Source organism: Streptomyces sp. NPDC050732, from assembly GCF_040654255.1.
GTDB lineage: Bacteria > Actinomycetota > Actinomycetes > Streptomycetales > Streptomycetaceae > Streptomyces.
Map to the genome: position 1 here is coordinate 102574 of NZ_JBFAHP010000024.1, position 18958 is coordinate 121531.

Annotated in this window: 17 protein-coding genes and 2 pseudogenes; 6 read left to right on the top strand and 13 right to left on the bottom strand. The window is 71.9% G+C overall.

What is annotated here, in order from left to right; genetic code table 11:
• Positions 1 to 65 precede the first annotated feature (65 nt).
• From AB0H82_RS22530 to AB0H82_RS22550, 5 genes are all read right to left on the bottom strand, one after another.
• Positions 66 to 752 carry an HAD family phosphatase gene (locus AB0H82_RS22530; protein WP_362995364.1) on the bottom strand — a complete coding sequence of 229 codons (687 nt, stop codon included), beginning with the start codon at positions 750 to 752 and terminating at the stop codon, positions 66 to 68.
• A 26-nt stretch (positions 753 to 778) separates the two neighbouring features.
• Positions 779 to 1261, bottom strand: a complete 483-nt coding sequence (locus AB0H82_RS22535) for an Lrp/AsnC family transcriptional regulator (RefSeq protein ID WP_362995404.1) — start codon at positions 1259 to 1261, stop codon at positions 779 to 781.
• 248 nt (positions 1262 to 1509) lie between these two features.
• Positions 1510 to 2796, bottom strand: coding sequence for a ricin-type beta-trefoil lectin domain protein (locus AB0H82_RS22540; RefSeq protein ID WP_362995366.1), 1287 nt, complete (start codon positions 2794 to 2796; stop codon positions 1510 to 1512).
• Positions 2797 to 2906: 110 nt separating this feature from the next.
• Entirely contained in the window at positions 2907 to 4427 is a 1521-nt protein-coding gene (locus AB0H82_RS22545; RefSeq protein WP_362995368.1) for an MFS transporter, read from the bottom strand.
• 129 nt (positions 4428 to 4556) lie between these two features.
• Positions 4557 to 5759: an alpha-hydroxy-acid oxidizing protein gene (locus AB0H82_RS22550; RefSeq protein WP_362995369.1), complete on the bottom strand. Its 1203-nt coding sequence runs from the start codon at positions 5757 to 5759 to the stop codon at positions 4557 to 4559.
• Between the two features lie 255 nt (positions 5760 to 6014).
• On the opposite strand from AB0H82_RS22550, the gene AB0H82_RS22555 reads away from it, so the two are divergent.
• Complete coding sequence (locus AB0H82_RS22555; protein ID WP_362995371.1) at positions 6015 to 6431, top strand: ATP-binding protein; 417 nt, start codon at positions 6015 to 6017, stop codon at positions 6429 to 6431.
• Positions 6432 to 6535: 104 nt separating this feature from the next.
• Here AB0H82_RS22555 and AB0H82_RS22560 read toward each other — a convergent pair.
• Positions 6536 to 6939, bottom strand: a pseudogene (locus AB0H82_RS22560) (TetR/AcrR family transcriptional regulator); the annotation flags it as partial.
• Between the two features lie 107 nt (positions 6940 to 7046).
• Here AB0H82_RS22560 and AB0H82_RS22565 point away from each other — a divergent pair.
• A complete protein-coding gene (locus tag AB0H82_RS22565; protein WP_362995373.1) occupies positions 7047 to 8000 on the top strand; it encodes a GNAT family N-acetyltransferase in 954 nt (317 codons plus the stop codon).
• Between the two features lie 66 nt (positions 8001 to 8066).
• Here the strand turns inward: AB0H82_RS22565 and AB0H82_RS22570 are convergent, their stop codons facing one another.
• The 3 genes and pseudogenes from AB0H82_RS22570 to AB0H82_RS22580 all read right to left on the bottom strand — a co-directional run bounded on the left by AB0H82_RS22570 (position 8067) and on the right by AB0H82_RS22580 (position 10609).
• Positions 8067 to 8750 (bottom strand): FG-GAP repeat protein, encoded by a 684-nt coding sequence (locus tag AB0H82_RS22570; RefSeq protein ID WP_362995375.1) that lies wholly within the window; start codon positions 8748 to 8750, stop codon positions 8067 to 8069.
• Between the two features lie 140 nt (positions 8751 to 8890).
• A pseudogene (locus tag AB0H82_RS22575) lies at positions 8891 to 9463 on the bottom strand (dioxygenase); the annotation flags it as partial.
• 171 nt (positions 9464 to 9634) lie between these two features.
• Complete coding sequence (locus AB0H82_RS22580) at positions 9635 to 10609, bottom strand: helix-turn-helix domain-containing protein (RefSeq protein WP_362995377.1); 975 nt, start codon at positions 10607 to 10609, stop codon at positions 9635 to 9637.
• A gap of 182 nt (positions 10610 to 10791) precedes the next feature.
• Here AB0H82_RS22580 and AB0H82_RS22585 point away from each other — a divergent pair, with 182 nt between their 5' ends.
• The 3 genes from AB0H82_RS22585 (at position 10792) to AB0H82_RS22595 (ending at position 13384) form a co-directional block, all read left to right on the top strand.
• Positions 10792 to 11412: a TetR family transcriptional regulator gene (locus AB0H82_RS22585; protein WP_362995379.1), complete on the top strand. Its 621-nt coding sequence runs from the start codon at positions 10792 to 10794 to the stop codon at positions 11410 to 11412.
• 14 nt (positions 11413 to 11426) lie between these two features.
• Entirely contained in the window at positions 11427 to 12224 is a 798-nt protein-coding gene (locus AB0H82_RS22590) for an SDR family NAD(P)-dependent oxidoreductase (RefSeq protein WP_362995381.1), read from the top strand.
• 119 nt (positions 12225 to 12343) lie between these two features.
• Positions 12344 to 13384 (top strand): NAD(P)-dependent alcohol dehydrogenase, encoded by a 1041-nt coding sequence (locus AB0H82_RS22595; RefSeq protein WP_362995406.1) that lies wholly within the window; start codon positions 12344 to 12346, stop codon positions 13382 to 13384.
• Between the two features lie 12 nt (positions 13385 to 13396).
• Here AB0H82_RS22595 and AB0H82_RS22600 read toward each other — a convergent pair whose 3' ends face one another.
• A complete protein-coding gene (locus AB0H82_RS22600) occupies positions 13397 to 13762 on the bottom strand; it encodes a metalloregulator ArsR/SmtB family transcription factor (RefSeq protein ID WP_362995383.1) in 366 nt (121 codons plus the stop codon).
• Between the two features lie 99 nt (positions 13763 to 13861).
• Between AB0H82_RS22600 and AB0H82_RS22605 the strand changes: the two genes are divergently transcribed.
• The gene (locus tag AB0H82_RS22605; protein WP_362995385.1) at positions 13862 to 14587 is read left to right on the top strand and encodes a nucleotidyltransferase domain-containing protein; all 726 of its coding nucleotides are present in this window, start codon (positions 13862 to 13864) and stop codon (positions 14585 to 14587) included.
• Positions 14588 to 14619: 32 nt separating this feature from the next.
• Here the strand turns inward: AB0H82_RS22605 and glgB are convergent, their stop codons facing one another.
• The 3 genes from glgB to AB0H82_RS22620 form a co-directional block, all read right to left on the bottom strand.
• Complete coding sequence (glgB, locus tag AB0H82_RS22610) at positions 14620 to 16821, bottom strand: 1,4-alpha-glucan branching enzyme (RefSeq protein WP_362995408.1); 2202 nt, start codon at positions 16819 to 16821, stop codon at positions 14620 to 14622.
• Between the two features lie 186 nt (positions 16822 to 17007).
• Complete coding sequence (locus AB0H82_RS22615) at positions 17008 to 18351, bottom strand: maltokinase (RefSeq protein WP_362995387.1); 1344 nt, start codon at positions 18349 to 18351, stop codon at positions 17008 to 17010.
• A gap of 13 nt (positions 18352 to 18364) precedes the next feature.
• On the bottom strand, positions 18365 to 18958 hold a 594-nt coding region (locus tag AB0H82_RS22620), incomplete at its 5' end, for an alpha-glucosidase C-terminal domain-containing protein (protein ID WP_362995389.1).

Below are 18958 nucleotides of genomic sequence, written 5' to 3' on the forward strand. Positions count from 1 at the left end.
CGTCGTGGCTTGTCGCGCAGTTCCCCGCGCCCCTGAAAAGCCACCCTTCGGCGCGCCCCTGATGGCTACCCTTCGGTGGCCAGAACGTCCAGGGCCGCCTGGGCCGTGAACTCGGCCTGGCCGCCCGGGAACAGGAAGTCCGCGTCGGCGAAGGCCTCATCGGAGGCGTGCGCGGCGACGTACGGTATCGCCACACACCGCATCCCGGCCGCCCGCGCCGCCAGCGCGCCCGGCGCCGCGTCCTCGAAGACCACGCAGTCCGCGGGGTCGGCGCCCAGCAGCTCGGCCGCCGCGAGGAACACGTCCGGCGCCGGCTTGCCGCGCGGGACCTCCTCGGCGGAGACCAGCGTCGTCAGCCAGGCGTCGAGGCCCGTGCCGACCAGGATCGCCTCGATGGCCGCGCGGGAGGACCCGGACGCCACCGCCATCGGCACGCCCGCCTCGTGCAGGTGCTCGACGAGCTTGCGCATCTCCGGGTAGACGGGCGTATTGGCGCGGGCCAGCGCGAGATAGCGGCGGTCGAGGTCGGCGAGCAGTTCGGCCGCCGAGGCCTCGATGCCGTACTCCGTCCGCCACAGCGCGAGCGTCTCCACGGAGCTGATGCCGACGTACTGCTCGTTGTCGGCCCAGGTGTACTCCCGGCCCGTGAAGTCGGCGAGCAGGGCCCGCGAGGCTTCGAAGTAGTTGGGCTCGCTGTCCACGAGAGTGCCGTCGAGGTCGAAGACGACCGAGGTCCTGCCGAAGGTGCTCATGGCATCCAGCATGCCAAACGGCCAGGTCACCCCTGTCCGGCGGTCGACCTGCCGAGCGATTCGACCAGCGGGAGCAGGCGGTGCGGCACCCGCTCCCGCAGCGCCATCTCCGTGCGGGTGCGCACCACGCCCGGCAGGTTGATCAGCTGCTGGATGACGTCCTCCAGGTGCCCGTTGTCGCGGGCCGCGACGCGCGTCAGCAGGTCGCCGCCGCCCGTGATCGAGTGCGCCTCGATGATCTCGGGAACGGCGGCGAGCGCGTCCCCCACCTCGTCCAGGTGCCCCTGGGTGACCTCGATGTGGACGAAGGCGAGCACGGGGTGGCCGAGCGCCGCGGGGGAGAGGAACGGACCCGTCCCGGTGATCACGCCGTCCCGCTCCATGCGGTCCAGCCTGGCCTGCAGGGTGCCGCGGGCGATCCCGAGGACGCGCGCGTACTCACGCAGGCTGGTGCGGGGCTGTTCGAGGAGCAGCCGCAGGATGCGGGTGTCGAGTTCGTCGACGGCCATGGTCCGAGGTTCTCCCAGGTGAGCGGTGCTGATCGCTGGTGACTGTAGCCGCTGGACCCGCGGCTGCGGCTGTGCCTGGGCCGCGATGAACTCGTCCCGGGTGGCGACCGACCCGGCCGGTGGCGCGGAGATCGCGGGGACGGCGCCGAAGTCCGAGTACTCCTCGTTGATCACCTCGGGCCCCTTCTTGCCCGTGCCGAGTGCGAAGTGATCTTAAGGGTTGCTTGAAGGTGTCTCCTTCGGCGTGGCTACTTCGGTGTGACCCAGACCTGGCGCTTGTACGTGTTCGCCGCGTGCAGCTGGACCCTGGTCCCGTTGGCGGTGGAGCCGCCCCGCACGTCGAGGACCTTGCCGGACGCGACGTGCACGATCTGGCCCCTGGCATTCACCGACCAGCGCTGCGACGCGCCGCCGTGGCAGTCGGAGAGGGTGATCCTGTTGCCGTCGGTGCTCTGGTTGCGGTGGTTGTCCAGGCACTTGCCCAGCGCCCGGAACGTGCCGTCCTTCTGCGGGATCCACGACTGCGCGACGCCGTTGTTGCAGGTGTGGATCTGGATCTGCGTGCCGTTGGCCGCCTTGCCGCCCTTGACGTCGAGGCACTTGCGGCCGATGCCGGTCACCTTGCCCTGCGGGGGCAGGGCCGCGCCGCCGCCGCGGGCCAGGTGGCGCAGGCCCTGCATGTCGAACTGCTGGACGTAGCTGCCCGCGCGCTTGTCCTGGTACGCGTAGGTGGGCGTGCACATCACCGGGACCTGGCCGGAGTCGGTGCCCTTGACGCAGTCGCCGCGGGCCGGGCTGCGGTTGGCGTGCGCGAGGCCCATGGTGTGCCCGAGCTCGTGGCTGATGTGGTTGCGCAGGTAGGTCGCGCCCATGGACGGGGCGGGCCTGCCGTCCGCCGTGAAGAACTCGTCGTCGATGTACGCGTGCCCGCTGGTCACTGTGTCGGCGATGGACGAGGCGTAGAAGCCGCAGCTCAGGTCCTTGCTGCCCGAGCCGTCCCGGACCACCTTCCAGCCCGATGGGCCGCCGTCGGCCGGGGGAACGCAGGGGCGGCGCAGGAGGCCGATGATGATCTCGCCCCTGGGCCGGACGTAGTCCCAGCCGACCGGCCTCGTGTCGACGGAGACGGGCAGCGTGGTGACCCGCCTGAGGTCCGCGGCGGACTTCTTCACGTACGGGCCGAGCCAGTCCGCGGCCCGCTTGTCGTAGAACTTGATGGTGTAGCCCGTGCCGAGGTACTTGGACGCGCCGCCCGACTTCCAGCCCGTGCCGTGCGGGGCCGCGGCGGCCGCCTGCCGCGAGGAGGGCGCGGGCTTCAGGGACATGACGCCGTTCTCGAAGGAGGTTCCGTCCGCGCGGGTGACGCCGAAGTCGTCCGTCCCGGCGGCAGGCCGTGCGGCCGCCGGCTTCTCGTCGCCGCCCGTGCCGAACGCGGCGGGCGACAGCTGGATCCCCGCCACGACGGCCGCCGCGGCGCCCGCGACGGCCATCGCCCTGCGGCGCTTGCGCGCGCCGCGCTTCCGTATGGAACTCAAGTCCCCGTCGTCCTCTCACCGAACGCATCTCACCGAACGCACTTCACCGAACGCATTGAGCCGAACAGATGATAGGGGGAACTGAGGTACGGGCGTTGCCAGTTGGGGCGTCAGTGCGCGTCCTCCGTCGGGCGCAGGCCCTTGGGGATCTTCGCCCAGGTGAGCGCCGCCGCGGCCAGCGGCAGCGCGGCCGCCATCAGGAACGTCGGCGCCATCCCGGAGGTGAACGCGTCGGCGGCCCGGGTGAGCAGGGTGGCGCCGGCCTGGCCCGTGAGCTCGTGGGCGACCCGCGCCGCCTCGCCGATCGAGTCGCTCACGGCCGCCGTGGTGTCGGCCGGGAGGCCCAGGTCGGGCAGGTTCACGCGGTACAGCGCGGTGGCGACGCTGCCGAGTACTGCCACGCCCATCGCCGCGCCGAGTTCGTAGCAGGTCTCCTCGACCGCCGCGGCACCACTGACGTCCTTGGCCGGGGTGGCGGCCATCAGCGTCACCGACGCGGCGGTCGTCGCGACGCCGACGCCGCAGCCGAGCACCGCCAGCGCGACGGCGACCCCGCCGTAACCGAGCGGCCCCGACAGCTGCAGCAACCACGGCAGGGCGAGCCCGGCCGCCATCACCACCAGGCCGCCGCCCATCACGTGCCGGATCGGCAGCCGGTGCATCAGGACCGGGGTCACCAGCGAGGTGAGGACCAGGCCCAGCGGGGCCGGCAGGAGCCGGACGCCCGCCTCCAGGGGCGTGTAGCCCTGCCCGTACTGGAACCACTGCGTGATCAGGAACAGCGCCGAGCCCAGGGCGATCATGCCGAGGAAGATCGCAGCGGCGGCGATGGCGAAGGGCCTGGACGTGAAGAGGCGTACCCGCAGCAGCGGGTGGTCGAGCCGCAGCTGGCGACGGACGAAGACGGTGAGCGTCACCGCGGCGAGGACGAGGAGCGCCCAGGCCACCGGGTCGGCGGGGCCGCCCTTGCCGAGCTGCTTGATGCCGCCCGCCAGGGCGAGCATGCCGACGACGGACTGGCCGACGCCCCACCAGTCCCAGCGGCCCTCCCGGGGCTGGTGGGACTCGGGCAGGATCCACAGGCCGAGCGCGATGACGACCAGCGCGACAGGGATGTTGATCAGGAACGCGGACTGCCAGCCGTTGTGCTCGACCAGCAGGCCGCCGACGACCGGGCCGAGCGCCATGCCGCCGCCGAAGACGGCCGACCACACCGCGTAGGCGAGGGCGCGCTCGCGGGCGTCGGTGAAGACGTGCCGCAGGATCGACAGGGTGGCCGGCATGATCGCCGCGCCACCCGCGCCGAGCAGCGCCCGGGCGGCGATGACCTGCCAGGCGGCGGTCGCGAAGACGGCGAGCAGCGAGGCGAGGGCGAAGACGCCGAAGCCGATCAGGAGCAGCCGTTTGCGGCCCCACCGGTCGCCGAGCGCGCCCGCGGTCACGAGGAGTCCGGAGAGCACGAGGGCGTAGATGTCGATGATCCACAGCTGCTGCACGGAGCTGGGCCGCAGATCGGTGACCAGGGACGGGAAGGCGACGTTCAGGATCGTGGTGTCCATGGCGATCAGCAGGAGGCTGCCGGAGAGGATCGCGAGGACGGCCCAGCGCCGTGAGTCACGTTGCGGGGTCATGGGGAGTAACACCTCAGTTCCGAATGAGACATCAATGTCTCACAAGGGACGTGTGAGTGTCCACTGAGTCCCGGATGGTCACTGGCCTGCCCTGCTCGCCCCGCCCTCTCCCCCCGCCCTCCCGCCTGGTCACTGCACGCGCTGGAGAGCCTCCGGGGTGAGATCGGCGAGGGTGGGGTAGCCGTCGACCGCCATGAGGAGATCGGCCTCGGCGAGCAGCGAGCGCAGCACGTGCGTGACACCGTCCGTCCCGCCGAGCCCGAGTCCGTACACGTACGGGCGGCCCACGCCGACGGCGGTGGCGCCGAGCGCGACGGCCTTGACGATGTCCGCGCCGCTGCGCACTCCCGAGTCGAAGAGGACGGGCAGCCCGTCCGCCGCCTCGACGACCGCGGGCAGCACGTCGAGCGCGGGAAGTCCGCCGTTGGCCTGGCGGCCGCCGTGGTTGGAGCAGTAGATGCCGTCCACCCCGCCGTCCCTGGCGCGGCGCACGTCCTCCGGGTGGCACAGGCCCTTCACAATCAGCGGCAGGGACGTCAGGGAGCGCAGCCACGGCAGGTCGTCCCAGGTCAGCGGGTTGCCGAAGACCCGCACCCACGTGAGTACCGCCGACTGCATGTCCTGCTCGGGGTCGGCGGGCAGCTGGGCGCGGAAGACCGGGTCGCTCGTGTAGTTGGCCAGGCAGTGGCCGCGCAGCTGCGGGAAGTTGGAGGTGCTCAGGTCGCGCGGGCGCCACCCGGAGATCCAGGTGTCCATGGTCACGACGATGGCCTTGAAGCCGGACTTCTCCGCCCGGCGCACCAGGCTCTCGGCGAGCGCGCGGTCGGTCGGCGTGTACAGCTGAAAGAAGCCGGGCGTCTCGCCGAGCTCGCCCGCGACGGCCTCCATCGGGTCTTCGGACAGCGTGGAGGCGATCATCGGCACGCCGGTCCGCGCGGCCGCCCGCGCCGTCGCGAGGTCCCCGTGCCCGTCCTGAGCGCAGATCCCGAGAACCCCGACGGGCGCCATGAACAGGGGCGACGGCAGCCTCATGCCGAAGAGGTCGACGGACAGGTCGCGTCGGGCGGCGCCGACGAACATCCGCGGTATCAGCCCCCAGCGCTCGAAGGCGGTGACGTTGGCGTTCTGCGTACGTTCGTCACCCGCGCCGCCGGCGACGTACGAGACGATCGAGGGCGGCATGGCGGCATGCGCACGTGCTTCCAACTCCCCATAGGTCATCGGATAGGTGGGAACGACACCGCGCAGCCCGTCAAAGTAGATCTCGTCCTGGTAGTCCTTGTGGTCCTTGTGGTCCTTGAGGTCCTTGGAGGGGCGAGGCGTCGGGCTCATGGGCGGCCTTTCCGGCGTGGCGGAGCGGACACCGCGCCTTCGACGCCGGTGCCGGCGGATGACCCGCTCAGTCTGATTTGAAGCTGATGTCAGGGTCAATGTGTGGCAAGGGAAGCGACCGCGGGCGGATTGAGGATCAGTGGGCGAGGGCATCACCGTGGGGCAGGACCGGTCGCGCGCCACGGGTCGCGGCCCCGGTGGCGACGTTGATCGCGGGTGGACGCCGGTTTGTCTCGGGGAGGGGAGTGAGCTGCCATGCGTGCGCACCAGCGCGCCCATCGGTCCAAGGAACGAGTGGAGTACGCGCTGCCGCAGGAGCCCGCGTCGGCGGGCCGAGCGCGGCACCTGACCTCGGGATTCCTCTCGGGATCCCGCCGCCGCAAGACCGAGGTGGCCGCCGACCGGGTGGACGACGCCACGCTGATCGTCTCGGAGCTCGTGTCCAACGCCCTGCGGCACGCGGACGGCGGCTGCCGCCTGAGCGTGGAGGTGTCCGGCGGCCGAGTCACCGTAGAGGTCACCGACACCAGCCCCGAACGCCCCCGGGTCCAGCGCCAGAGCACGGACAGGGAGAGCGGCCGGGGCCTGGCAATGGTCCGCCAACTGGCCCACCGCCTGGAGGTGGTGGGCACACACAGGGGAGGCAAGACGGTGCGGGCAGTACTGGCCTGAACCCCGGCACCCGCCGCAACCCCAGGCTCACGAACCTCCAGCTCGCGGGAGCTACGGCGTCCCGGGCGAGGGTACGGGGGTGCGCTGTAGGTGTGGGGCCGGGGGAGTGGGGTGAGGGCCGGCGGCTCTGGGGTGGTGCGGAATGCCTCGATCATGTAGGCCGCGAAGCGGCGGGAGGCCGTGAGTCGGGTGGCGCGCGGCGTGTCCTGGAGGCCGTGGTGGGCCGTGAGCATGAGGGTCAGGTCGCCGACGACGAAGCCGGGGCGGAGTCGGCCGGTCTCCTGGGCTCGGCGCGCCAGTTCGCCGACCGCGCGCAGTGTCTGCTCCCGGTCGGCGGTGAAGTCCATGGCCTCGGGAAGGCCGACATGAAGGCGTCGGTGAACCCCCGCCTGTGCGCGTGGAGTTCGAGTTCGCAGACCCGCACGACAAGGCGCCGGAAGCCGTGCCACGCGTCCGGGTCCGCGAGGGCGTCGCGGACCGCGGCACGGCACTCCCGCCGCTGCTCGGCGACGGCCGCCCCACTCTTACGCGGACTGTGTGACCGGGAGCCGGGGAAGCGGCCGGCCGCAAAAAAATGCGTTGCTGTCCCGGCCCCAGCCCCCAGACAGTGGACCCATGACCACGACCCTCACGCCGCCCCCGGGCCTGACCGTGCGCCCGGCGACCCTCGGCGACGCGGCGGCCGTGTGTGCGCTGCTCAATGAAGTCGACCTGCTGGAGATCGGCCGGGCCGACACCGAACTGGTCGAGGTGCAGGCCGACTTGAAGCACCCCGAGGTGGACCTGGAGCGGGACTCCTGGCTGCTGTACGACGGTGACCTGCTCGTCGGGTACGCGCTGCTGTGGGACGAATCCGGCGGCGAGCGGATCGACGTCGACCACTACGTCCTGCCCGGCCGCCCCGAAGGCTCCCTGCACCTCTTCGACCTGATGGAGGACCGCGCCGCGGAGCGGGCGGCGGCCAACGGTGCGGCGCGAGCCGTCGTGCACCTCCACCTCAACACCACGCCCACCACGGACCCTGCGGCGCTCCGGGCGCGAGGCTGGCGGACCGTGCGCCGGTATAACGTGATGGCCCGTCAGCTTGACCCGGTAGTCGATCCGGTGCCCTCGCCGCCGCCCGGAGTGACCCTGCGTCCGTGCCTGGCCGAAGAGGACCGCAGGCGCGCGCACGACCTGCTCCAGAAGTGCTTCACGGAGCACTTCGACCACCAACCCCGCACGTACACGCAGTGGTTGGACGACATCAACGCCGAGCGGGTCGACTGGTCGCTGATCTGGGTCGCCCACGTCGAGGGTCACGGTGACGCCGCCGTGCTGCGCACCCACAACGACCGTGCGTCGATGGGGTGGATAGGCAACCTCGGCGTCCTGGCCGAGGCCCGCGGGCGCGGCATCGGCAGCCACCTCCTGCGCCACGCCTTCGGGCACTACGCGTCGCTGGGCCGCGACCGGATCGGCCTCGGCGTGGACACCGACAACAGCAGCGGCGCGCTCGCCCTGTACGAACGGCACGGCATGGCCCTCGACTACGCCGTCGACACCTGGGAGCTGATCCGCCCGGTCTGAGGCCTCCGACGGGGGGAGGCCTCAGACCGGGGCACAGGCTCGGCGCTGCCCGGCCGACGAGCTTGCTCAGCGCAGACTGCTGCCGAAGAGCGCCGCCGTGTCCGGGGCCGCGACATCCTTCGGGCCGAAGGCCACGGACTTCTTGGCCGTCAGGCCGCCGGGCGTGCCGCGCAGCGACCACACCGCCCCGGCCTGGGCGTTCTCCGCCACGGAGGACGCCGCGAGGTCGCCGTGCCCGTCACCCGTGACGTCGAGCAGCGACACGGCCGTCCCGAACAGGTCACCCCTCTCGGCGACTCCGGGCACGTCCGCCGTGTCCTGGTGGAAGGCCTGCGCCCCGGCGCCCGTCACCCCGCCGGCACTGCCGCGCACGAGGACGACCGCGCCGGCGGCGGCGACGTTCCGGACGTCCTCGCCGACCACCCCGAGCGCGACATCGGCGTGGTCGTCACCGGTCACGTCGCCGGCCGCGACCGACCTGCCGAAGCTGTCACCGCTCTCCTCAACGCCCGGCATGCCCGGCAGATCCTGGTTGAACTTCTGCACACCGTCCTTCAGGCCGTCCGCCGAGCCGTGGGCGACCATGGCCCTGCTCTCGTAGTCGCTGTCGCCGACGACCAGGTCGGCGTAGCCGTCGCCGTTGAAGTCGTCCGTCGGCCGCACGGCGCCGCCCGCGTGGCCGGCGTCCCGCGCGGCCGCGTGGGCGGCGGTGCCCTGCCCCAGGGTCCAGGCCGAGAGGCCGCCGCCCACCAGCAGGGAGGGCGGCGATCAAAGGCATGGTGACACGGACTCTGCGGCTGGTGAGCGACATGCGTATTTCTCTGTTCCTCAGGTGTTCTCGACCGGTTGGCCGACCTGTGGCGCCCACCAGAGGTTGTACGGCCCCGCTACTGCGGCACGTTGAGGACGAAGTCGAAATCCGCCTCCTTCGCGTTGCCGACGGTGCGGACGTTCATCAGCAGCCGGGGGTCGAAGATCGTGTCCGTGTTGTTGCGCGGCTCACCCGGGAAGTACAGCTGCGTCGTGAGGATCGAGCGTCCGGGGGCCTGCACCTTGACGTGCAGGTGGCGGGTGCGCCCCGGGTAGAGGCCCGGCACGATCGTGGAGAGTTTGAACGCGCCGTTGGCGTCGGTGAACTGGTGCCCACGGAAGCGGTATCCCACGTTGTCGTACGCTCCGTAGGTATCGGCCTGCCAGAAGTCCAGCAGCGCCCGGGGGATCGGCTTGCAGGCCAGCCCGAAGACGTAGCCGGTGACGGTGAGGCGCACGCCCGGTGTGCCCGGCTGGACGAGCGAGGTGCGCTGCGGCGAGTTGCGCTTGAAGTACGGCCCCTCCATCTGCGGGATGGTCGGGTCGTCACCGTCGTCGCAGGTCGGGGTTACCTCGACGGCCTCGCCGCGCTCGCCGGCCGTCCGCGCCAGCGCGGGCGCGCCCCAGAGGGTCAGGGGCGCGGATATGCCCATCGCGGCGGCGGCCCGCAGGACGGTCTTGCGGCTCGGGCCCTTGCTGCCGTTCACACCGGGGCCGGACTCGGATTCGGGGGTGCCGTCACCGGTGGGGGTGCCGATCTCGTTGTCCATCGCTCGCTCCTCCTGAGCCGTAAGGGATGGGTGCGTTCCGGATCGGCTATGAAGCTATGCGGGGGAGGAGGACCCGACGATGGACTGGAGCCGGTGGTCGTGGTGAATATCGCCACCGCCGCGCCGGAAGTCCCCGGGGCTCGCGCCGGTCTCCCGGCGGAAGAAGCGGCAGAAGTACGCCGGGTCGGCGAACCCGACCCGCCCCGCCACCTGACGGACCGACAACTCGGTGCGCAGCAGCAGGCGTTTGGCCTCGTGCACCCGGGCCTGCCGGATCAGTTCGCCTGGCGTGCGGCCGGTGGAGGCCTTCACCGCCTCGCTGAGATAGCTCACCGAGACACCGAGGCGCGCCGCGCACGACCGCACCGATTCCAGGGCGCCCTCGGGAGCGGCGAGGAGCGTCACGAAATCCGTGGCCACCGAGACCGGCCGGGAGTGCGGCGTTCCCTCGTGCGGCGGCTCGGGGGCCGCCGGTGACGTACGGAGAGCGGGCAGCCGCGCCGCCCGCACCACCAGGATGTGCAGCAGGGCCCGCAGGACGCCCTGGAACCCCTCGGCCCCCGACCGGTACTCGCCGTCCAGCTCGGCGACCAGGCGGGCGGTCCACTCCGCCGCCTCCTCGGTCAGGTCGAGGCAGGAGCGCCGGGCGAGCCCCCGCAGGAGGTGCCGGTCGCCGGGATGGTCGAGGAGGAAGTCGTCGGTGAACAGGATGACTTGGCCCTCAAGGCCGGACACGTCATCCCAGTGATGGACCTGCCCGGGGGCGATGAAGCACAGGTTCGGGGGACGCAGCGCGAAGCGGCTCAGGTCGACCACATGTCCGCCGGTGCCGCCCGTCACATGGACGATCTCGTGGAAGGTGTGCCGGTGCGGGAAGGGGGCGCGGGACATGGGCCCGATCGTGTCGAACGTCCCGATGGCGAAGGGCAGGGTGTTGGGCATCGGCACCTGCAGCCGATGCGTCGGCATGCCCTCCTCGCCCGGTTCTCCGTTGTTCCCCTGTCCCGGTAAGACGGTGGTGCCGCGCATGCGCACGCTCCTCATCGGCAGCTGACCTTCCGGGCCACTGGTACGGACCAGCGGCCCCACCACGATGGCACGCGCGACCGCGGTCGGGCAGAGGGCGCGGAGGCACCCGGCAGGGCCCGACACCAACTGTCCCGAGGGGTCAAGTGTCCCGTTGGGACACTTTGAGGAGTACAGTCGGAGGCATGAGCAGCACACAGGGCCGCAGGACCCGTAAGGTCCAGGAGAGCCGGGCCACCATGGCGAACGCCGCCGTGGACCTGGTCCTCGCCCACGGCCTCGACCAGGTCACCGTCGAGACGATCAGCGAACGCGCCGATGTCTCGCGCCGCACCTTCTCCCGCTACTTCGCCGGGAAGGAGGACGCCGTGGTCGACGCCCTGCGCGCCGACTACGCGCGGATCAACGCGGCGCTCGCCGCCCGCCCCGCGGAAGAGAACCCCCTCACGGCCTACTACCGGGCCCTCCGCGGCTGGCTCGACGACGAGCCGACCGCCTGGCACCGCCTGCCCCGCTCGGGCGACCTGCTCCGACTGCTCCACGAGGAGCCGTCGCTGCTCTCCGCCTACCTGCGGGTGCGGGACGAGGCCGAGACCGAGTCGGTGGCGATCGTCGCGCGCCGGCTCGGCCTGGACGCCGAGCGTGATCTGCGCCCGGCGCTCGCCGTCTCGCTGGCGGTCGGGGCGTTCGGCACCGCCGTACGGTTCTGGATCGCGCCCGGCGCGAGCATCCCCCTGCCGCAGCTCATCGACGCGTCGTTCGCGGCCCTGGCCGACGAACCCGCACCCCGAACCACCACCACGTGAAACCAGGCACCACCATGAGCACCAGCACCAGCACCAGCACCAGCACGGCCGGCGTCACCACCGCGCCGGCGGAGTTCGCCGGGAAGGCCGCCCTCGTCACCGGCGCCGCCTCCGGCATCGGCCTTGAGGTCGCCCGCCGCCTCGCCGCGGCAGGAGCGGCCGTCGTCGTCGCGGACCACAACGAACAGGGCGCGCGGGACGTCGCCCGGTCGCTCACCGAGGCCGGCGGCCGCGCCGCCGCCGTACGCGTCGACGTCACCGACCCCGAATCGGTGCGCCACGCCGTCGAGTTCACCGTCGACACCTTCGGCGGTCTGCAGCTGGCCGTCAACAACGCCGGGATCGCCGGAGCCACCGCCCCGACCGGCGAGTACACGGTCGAGGACTGGCGGCGCGTGATCGACACCAACCTCAACGGCGTCTTCTACTCCCTCCGGTACGAGCTGCCGCGGCTCGTCGCCGCGGGCGGCGGCGCCGTCGTCAACATGTCCTCGATCCTCGGCACGAACGGCTTCGCGGGTTCCCCCGCGTACTCCGCCGCCAAGCACGCGGTCGTCGGGCTGACCAAGAGCGCCGCCGTGGAGTACGCGGCACGGGGCGTGCGCGTCAACGCCGTCGCCCCCGGCTTCATCGACACCCCGCTGCTCAAGGGCGACGAGGCGCAGCGCAGGCAGCTGATCGCGCTGCACCCGCAGGGCCGCCTCGGCACCGCCGACGAGGTCGCCGACCTCACGCTGTTCCTGCTCTCCGACCGCGCCTCGTTCATCAACGGCAGCTACCACCTCGTCGACGGCGGCTACGCGGCTCGCTGACCCGGCCGCACGAGGACCCGAGAAACGTACGAGGATCAGAGAGGGAAGAAGAGGCACCCGAAATGTCAGACCAAGACCGAGAACTCCAGGACCCGGCCGCCCCGGCCCTGCCCGCCGAGATGAAGGCCGTCCAGTACCGCAGCGTCGGCGCCGCCCCCGAGGTCGTCACCGTCCCGCGGCCCGAACCGGGCCCCGGCCAGGTGCTGTTGAAGGTCACCGCCGCGGGTGTCTGCCACTCCGACATCGCCGTGATGAGCCGGCCGGCGGAGTCCCTCGGCTTCCCGCTGCCGCTCACCCTCGGCCACGAGGGCGCCGGGACCGTCGCCGCGTTGGGCGAGGGCGTCACCGGGCTCGCGCTCGGCGACTCCGTGGCCGTGTACGGGCCGTGGGGCTGCGGCACCTGCCTGATGTGCGCGCAGGGCAAGGAGAACTACTGCACGCGCGCCGCGGAGCTGGGCATCCGCCCGCCCGGACTCGGGGCGCCCGGCGCCATCGCCGAGTACATGATCGTGGACGACCCGCGCCACCTGGTCCCGCTGAACGGCCTCGACCCGGTGACCGCCGTGCCGCTCACCGACGCGGGCCTGACGCCGTACCACGCCATCAAGACCTCACTGCCCAAGCTGACACCCGGCAGCACGGCCGTGGTCATCGGCACCGGCGGTCTCGGGCACGTGGCGATCCAGCTGCTGCGTGCGCTGACGCCGGCGCGGGTGATCGCCCTCGACGTTACCGAGGAGAAGCTGCGCCTGGCCCGCGAGGTCGGCGCCCACGAGGCCGTCCTGTCGGACGGGGCGGCGGCGGGCAGGGTGCGCGAGCTGACCGGCGGCCTGGGCGCCCAGGCGGTGTTCGACTTCGTCGGCGCGCCGCCCACCGCCGCGACGGCGACCGCGTGCGCCGCGGTGGAGGCGGACGTCTCGATCGTCGGCATCGGCGGCGGGGCCGCGTCGGTCGGCTTCGGCACGACCCCCTTCGACGCGGCCGTGCGCTCCCCGTACTGGGGCAGCAGGGCCGAGCTGATCGAGGTCCTGGACCTGGCCCGGTCCGGCGTGATCGACGTCCACGTGGAGACGTACGCGCTCGACGACGCCCCCAAGGCGTACGAGAACCTGCACGAGGGCCGCGTGCACGGCCGGGCGGTCATCCTCCCGAACGGCTAGCCTCGCCGGACGTCAGGCCGCGCGCTGGCCCAGCAGGTGGCCCATTGCCTGGAGGACGGACGGCTCGACGCGGTAGTACACCCACGTGCCGCGGCGTTCGGAGGCGAGCAGGCCCGCCTCTCTCAGCTTCTTCAGGTGGTGGGACACCGTGGGCTGGGAGACGCCGACGTCGGAGATGTCGCACACGCACGCCTCGCCGCCCTCGTGCGAGGCGACCAGGGAGAACAGGCGCAGCCGGACCGGATCGCCGAGGGCCTTGAACATCGCGGCCGTCCGCACCGCTTCCTCCGCGGTGAGGGGACGCTCCGTGAGGGGCGGACAGCAGGGCTCGACGTCCGCGTCCGACGTGAGCAACGGCAACGCCTTCGCGTTCGACATACGTCCTATGCTGACACGCTTCTATGTTTACGTTCATCGATGCAGGCGTGATTCCGGCCTCCCGAGCCTCAGCGGGCGGGGCTGGCACGATGTGGCCTCATGCAAGACCACGAGACCCCCATCACCCAAGCCCTCCACTTAGTCACCACCCACTTCCCCCACGCCCTGGGCGCCGTACTCGGAGGATCGGCCGCCCAGGGCCGCGCCACCGCGACGAGCGATCTCGACGTGGCCGTCCTCCTGCCGAACTCGGACATCAGCCGCCGCGAAGTGATACGCCACGAGGGTCGCCCGGCCGAGCTGTTCCTGAACACCCTCGCGGACATACCGGAGTTCTTCGCATGGGACAGGGCCCGGCGCAGGGGCACGGTCCTGTTCATCTACGGCGAGGGGCTGGCCCTGACGGACCCCGCCGGCCACCTTGCCCGGACATGCGAGCAGGTCCGAGCCGTGCTCGCGGCGGGGCCGCCTCCGCTCTCCGCCGCGGAGCAGGAACAGAGCCGCTACGGCCTCACCTGCTTCATGGACGACCTGATCGACACCTCACCGGCCCGGAGGTACGAACAGCTCTCCCTCGCCGACCTCACCCTGAACCAGGCGGCGCACCTTCTCACGGCCCACCACAACGCGTGGACGGGCATAGGCAAGTGGCTGCCCCGCCGGCTGCTGAGCGCGGACCCGGTGCGGGGCAAGGCCCTGCTGGACGGCCATCGAGCGGTCGCCGAGCGTGCCGACCCCGTCCCGCTGGCGGCAGCCGCCGAGCGGGTGCTCCGCCTCTTCGGCGGGCCGCTGCGGGAGGGGTACGTGCAGGAGTGGAGGCCGTGATCCTGATGCCTTGCTGGACTCCTCAGGTCCGGTCACTCGGGCTGTAGCCACAGGGTCGCCAGTGGGGGCAGTGTCACGCGCAGGTGGGCCGGGAAGGGGCCGGTGGGCTCGTGGGTCGGGTGGAGTGGGGGCGCGTTGCGTACGTCGCCGCCGCCGAACTCCGTCGCGTCCGTGTTGAGCGTCTCCCGCCACGCGCCTGCCGTCGCGGGCACCCCGAGCACGTACTCGTGGCGGATCACCGGCGAGAAGTTGCTCACCGCCAGGAGCGGTGTCCCGTCAGCGGCGAAGCGCAGGAACGCCACCACGTTGTCGTGGGCCGCGTCGGCGTCGACCCAGGCGAACCCGGCCGGCACGGTGTCCTGCTCCCACAGCGCGGGCGTCGCCCGGTACCGGTGGTTGAGGTCACGCACCAGCCGCAGCACACCACCGTGGTCCGGTTCCGCCGGATAGGACGGGTCCAGCAGCCTCCAGTCCATGCCGTGCTCCGGCGACCATTCGGCGCCCTGCGCGAACTCCTGGCCCATGAAGAGGAGTTGCTTGCCGGGGTGGGCCCACATGTAGGCCAGGTAGGCGCGGTGGTTGGCGCGCTGCTGCCACCAGTCGCCCGGCATCTTGGACACCAACGCCCGCTTCCCGTGGACGACTTCGTCGTGGGAGATGGGCAGGAGGTAGTTCTCGCTGTACGCGTAGACCATCGCGAAGGTCAACTCGTTGTGGTGGTACTGCCGGTGCACCGGCTCGTGCCGGATGTACTCAAGGGAGTCGTGCATCCAGCCCATGTTCCACTTCAGGCCGAAGCCGAGCCCGCCGAATCCGTCCTCGCCGACGTGATCGGTGGGCCGTGTGACACCGTTCCACGCGGTCGACTCCTCGGCGATGGTGACGACCCCGGGGCAGCGGCGGTACACCGTCGCGTTCATCTCCTGGAGGAAGGCGACGGCGTCGAGGTTCTCGCGGCCGCCGTGTTCGTTCGGCGCCCACTGGCCGTCCTCGCGGGAGTAGTCGAGGTAGAGCATGGAGGCCACGGCGTCGACGCGCAGCCCGTCGATGTGGAACTCCTCGCACCAGTAGACCGCGTTGGCGACCAGGAAGTTGCGCACCTCCCGGCGGCCGTAGTCGAAGGTGAGCGTGCCCCAGTCCGGGTGTTCGGCGCGCCGCGAGTCCCCCGGTTCGTACAGCGGGTACCCGTCGAACGCGGCGAGCGCCCAGTCGTCCTTGGGGAAGTGCGCGGGGACCCAGTCCACGATCACGCCGATGCCCGCCTGGTGCAGCGTGTCGACGAGGTGCCGGAAGTCGTCCGGTGTGCCCAGGCGGGAGGTCGGCGCGTACAGGCCGGTGACCTGATAGCCCCACGATCCGCCGAACGGATGCTCGGCCACCGGCATGAACTCCACATGCGTGAAGCCCGCGTCGGCCACGTATGCCGTGAGTTCCTCGGCCAGCTGGCGGTAGGACAAGCCTGGGCGCCAGGACGGGAGATGCACCTCGTACACCGAGAAGGGCGCCTGGTGCACCGGACGGTCCGCCCGGTGGGCCATCCACTCCGCGTCCGCCCACACATGGGTCGACCGGGTGACCACGGAGGCGGTCGCCGGCGGTGTCTCCGCCAGGCGCGCCATCGGATCCGCGCGCAGGGTGTGCGTGCCGTCGGGCCGTGTGATGTCGAACTTGTAGCGGTCCCCCTCACCGATGCCGGGGAGGAACAGTTCCCACACCCCGGTCGACCCCAGCGAACGCATCGGGTAGGCCGCGCCGTCCCAGTGGCAGAAGTCCCCGCACACCCGCACGCCCCTGGCGTTGGGCGCCCACACTGTGAACCGGGTGCCGGTGACGCCCTGGTGGGTCATGGGATGCGCGCCGAGTGCCCGCCACAGCTCCTCGTGCCGCCCCTCGCCGATCAGGTGCAGGTCGAGTTCGCCGAGCGCGGGCAGGAAGCGGTAAGGGTCCTGGACCTCGGTCTCCCGGCCGTCGTACGTCACCCTCAGTTCGTACGCGGGGATCGCCCCGAGCGGCAGAACGCCCGAGAACAGGCCGTCACCCACATCGTTCAGCCGCGCGGCCCGGCCGTCGACGACGACCGCCACCGCCTGGGCGTACGGCCGCAGCACCGTGAACGCCACGCCCCCGTGCACCGGATGCGCGCCGAGCACGGCGTGCGGGTCGTGGTGGGTGCCCGCGAGCAGGCGGCCCCGGCTCTCCTCGTCGAGCGGGCCGCCGAGCGGCGCCTCGGACACGTGCCAGTCCTGGGTCTGCCCGTCGTCGGCGACGGTCCCCGGGTCGGGCAGCGGGGTGCGGAGGGTGACCGCGGGGGCGGGGGTGGATGTATCGGCGATGACCACGGAGTCAGCTCTCCTCTGAGCAGGTGCGGAGCGGCGGTGACGGGAAGGGCGGACGTGAGTGCGGCGCCGCGGGCGGGGGAGTCAACGGCCCTCCGCCAGACGGGCGATCGCCGCCATGGGCACGGGCAGCCAGTCCGGACGGTGCCTGGCCTCGTACAGCGCCTCGTACACCGCCCGGTCCGTCTCGTAGGCCCGCAAAAGCTCGGCCTGCCCCCGCGGGTCCCACGCCGCCTCGGCCGCGTAGCCCGCGCAGTAGGCGTCCCTGCACCGCTGGGCCCACCGGGGCTGCCAGGGCCGCCTGGCGTGCGCCGCGTAGTCGAAGGAGCGGAGCATGCCCGCGATGTCGCGGACGGGTGCCTGCACGCGTCTGCGCTCGGCGATCGGGCGGGCCGGCTCCCCCTCGAAGTCGATGACGAACCACCGCTGCCCGGCCCGCAGGACCTGCCCGAGGTGCAGGTCCCCGTGGATGCGCTGCGGCGGCCGGTCGAGGCCGCGTGCCGCGACGGCGTCGTACGCGCCCCGCAGCCGCGACACGTACGGGACGAGCGCCGGCACCTGCCGGGCGGTGGTGTCCAGGCGGGCCGTCATCGCGGCGGCGAGGCGACGCCCGCCGTGCCGGTCCTCGGGTCCCGGCGCGAAGACCTGGGCCAGCGCCAGATGCACCTCGGCGGTGGCCCGCCCCAGTTCGTACGACTCGTCGGTGAAGTCCCGCCCCGCGGCGAGGGTCTGCAGGGCCAGGGTCCAGCCGTCCGTCGCCCCGGGCAGGAACGGCTGGAGCACCCCGAGGGTCGTCCTGCACGGCTCGCCGGTCCAGAACCAGGCCACGGGGGCGGGCACGCGCGCACACCCCTCACGGGCCAGCGCCCAGGGAACTTCCAGGTCGGGATTGACGCCGTACTGCACACGGCGGAACAGCTTCAGGATGAAGGAATCGCCGTACACCAAAGAGGTATTGGACTGCTCGCCGTCCAGAATGCGGGGCGTGAGCCCCGAGGGCACCACGGTCTGCGCGTCACGTTCGAAGCGCAGCGGTCCCGCCGAGCCCGGGGTGCGGAGACGTTCAAGGAGCAGTGCGGCCGACCGCGGGTCGTGGAGCGCGTCGTACACCGTGAGCCCCGCGAGGGGCCCCTCACTGGGGCGGCCGATGACGGCGTGGTGGAGTCGGGACGGCAGATCCTCGCGCACGCCGAGGAGCAGCTGGTAGCAGTCGTCGCGCGACCCGGCGTGCCCGGAACTGATCAGCAGGTGCAGGCAGCCGGGGTGCAGCTCGGTCATCGACACCACGGCGAGGTCCGTGACGGGCAGCCCCTTGCCCGCGAACCACCGCTGCTCGGGCAGCCACTTCTGCAGTACTCCGGCCAACGACGTGAGCAGCAGCGGAGGGCTGAGGCTGCTGCCACGCGACTGCGTTGCGGTCTTGAGCATGCGACACGTCCCTTCAGAGGCGCACGGCGAGGTCCGCCGGTCGGCGCGGGTGGAGGTCGTTGCACAGCCGGAACCAGTAGAAGCCGTGGCCCGCCAGTGTCAGCAGGTAGGGCAGCTCACCGATGGCCGGGAAGCGGACCCCGCCGATCAGCTCCACGGGGTGGCGCCCGTCGTAGGCCCGCAGGTCGAGTTCGGTGGGCTGCGCGAAGCGGGAGAAGTTGTGCACGCACAGCACGAGGTCGTCCTGGTACTCGCGCAGATAGGCGAGGACCGCCGGATTGGACGACGGCAGTTCGGTGTACGAGCCGATGCCCAGGGCGAGATTCTGCTTGCGGATCTCGATCATGCGCCGCGTCCAGTGGAGCAGGGAGGACGGGGAGGACATGGAGGCCTCGACGTTGGTGACCTGGTAGCCGTGGACGGGGTCCATGATCGTGGGGAGGTAGAGGCGCCCGGGGTCGCAGGAGGAGAAGCCTGCGTTGCGGTCCGGGGTCCACTGCATGGGGGTGCGCACCGCGTCGCGGTCGCCGAGCCAGATGTTGTCGCCCATGCCGATCTCGTCGCCGTAGTAGAGGATCGGCGAGCCGGGCAGGGAGAGCAGCAGGGC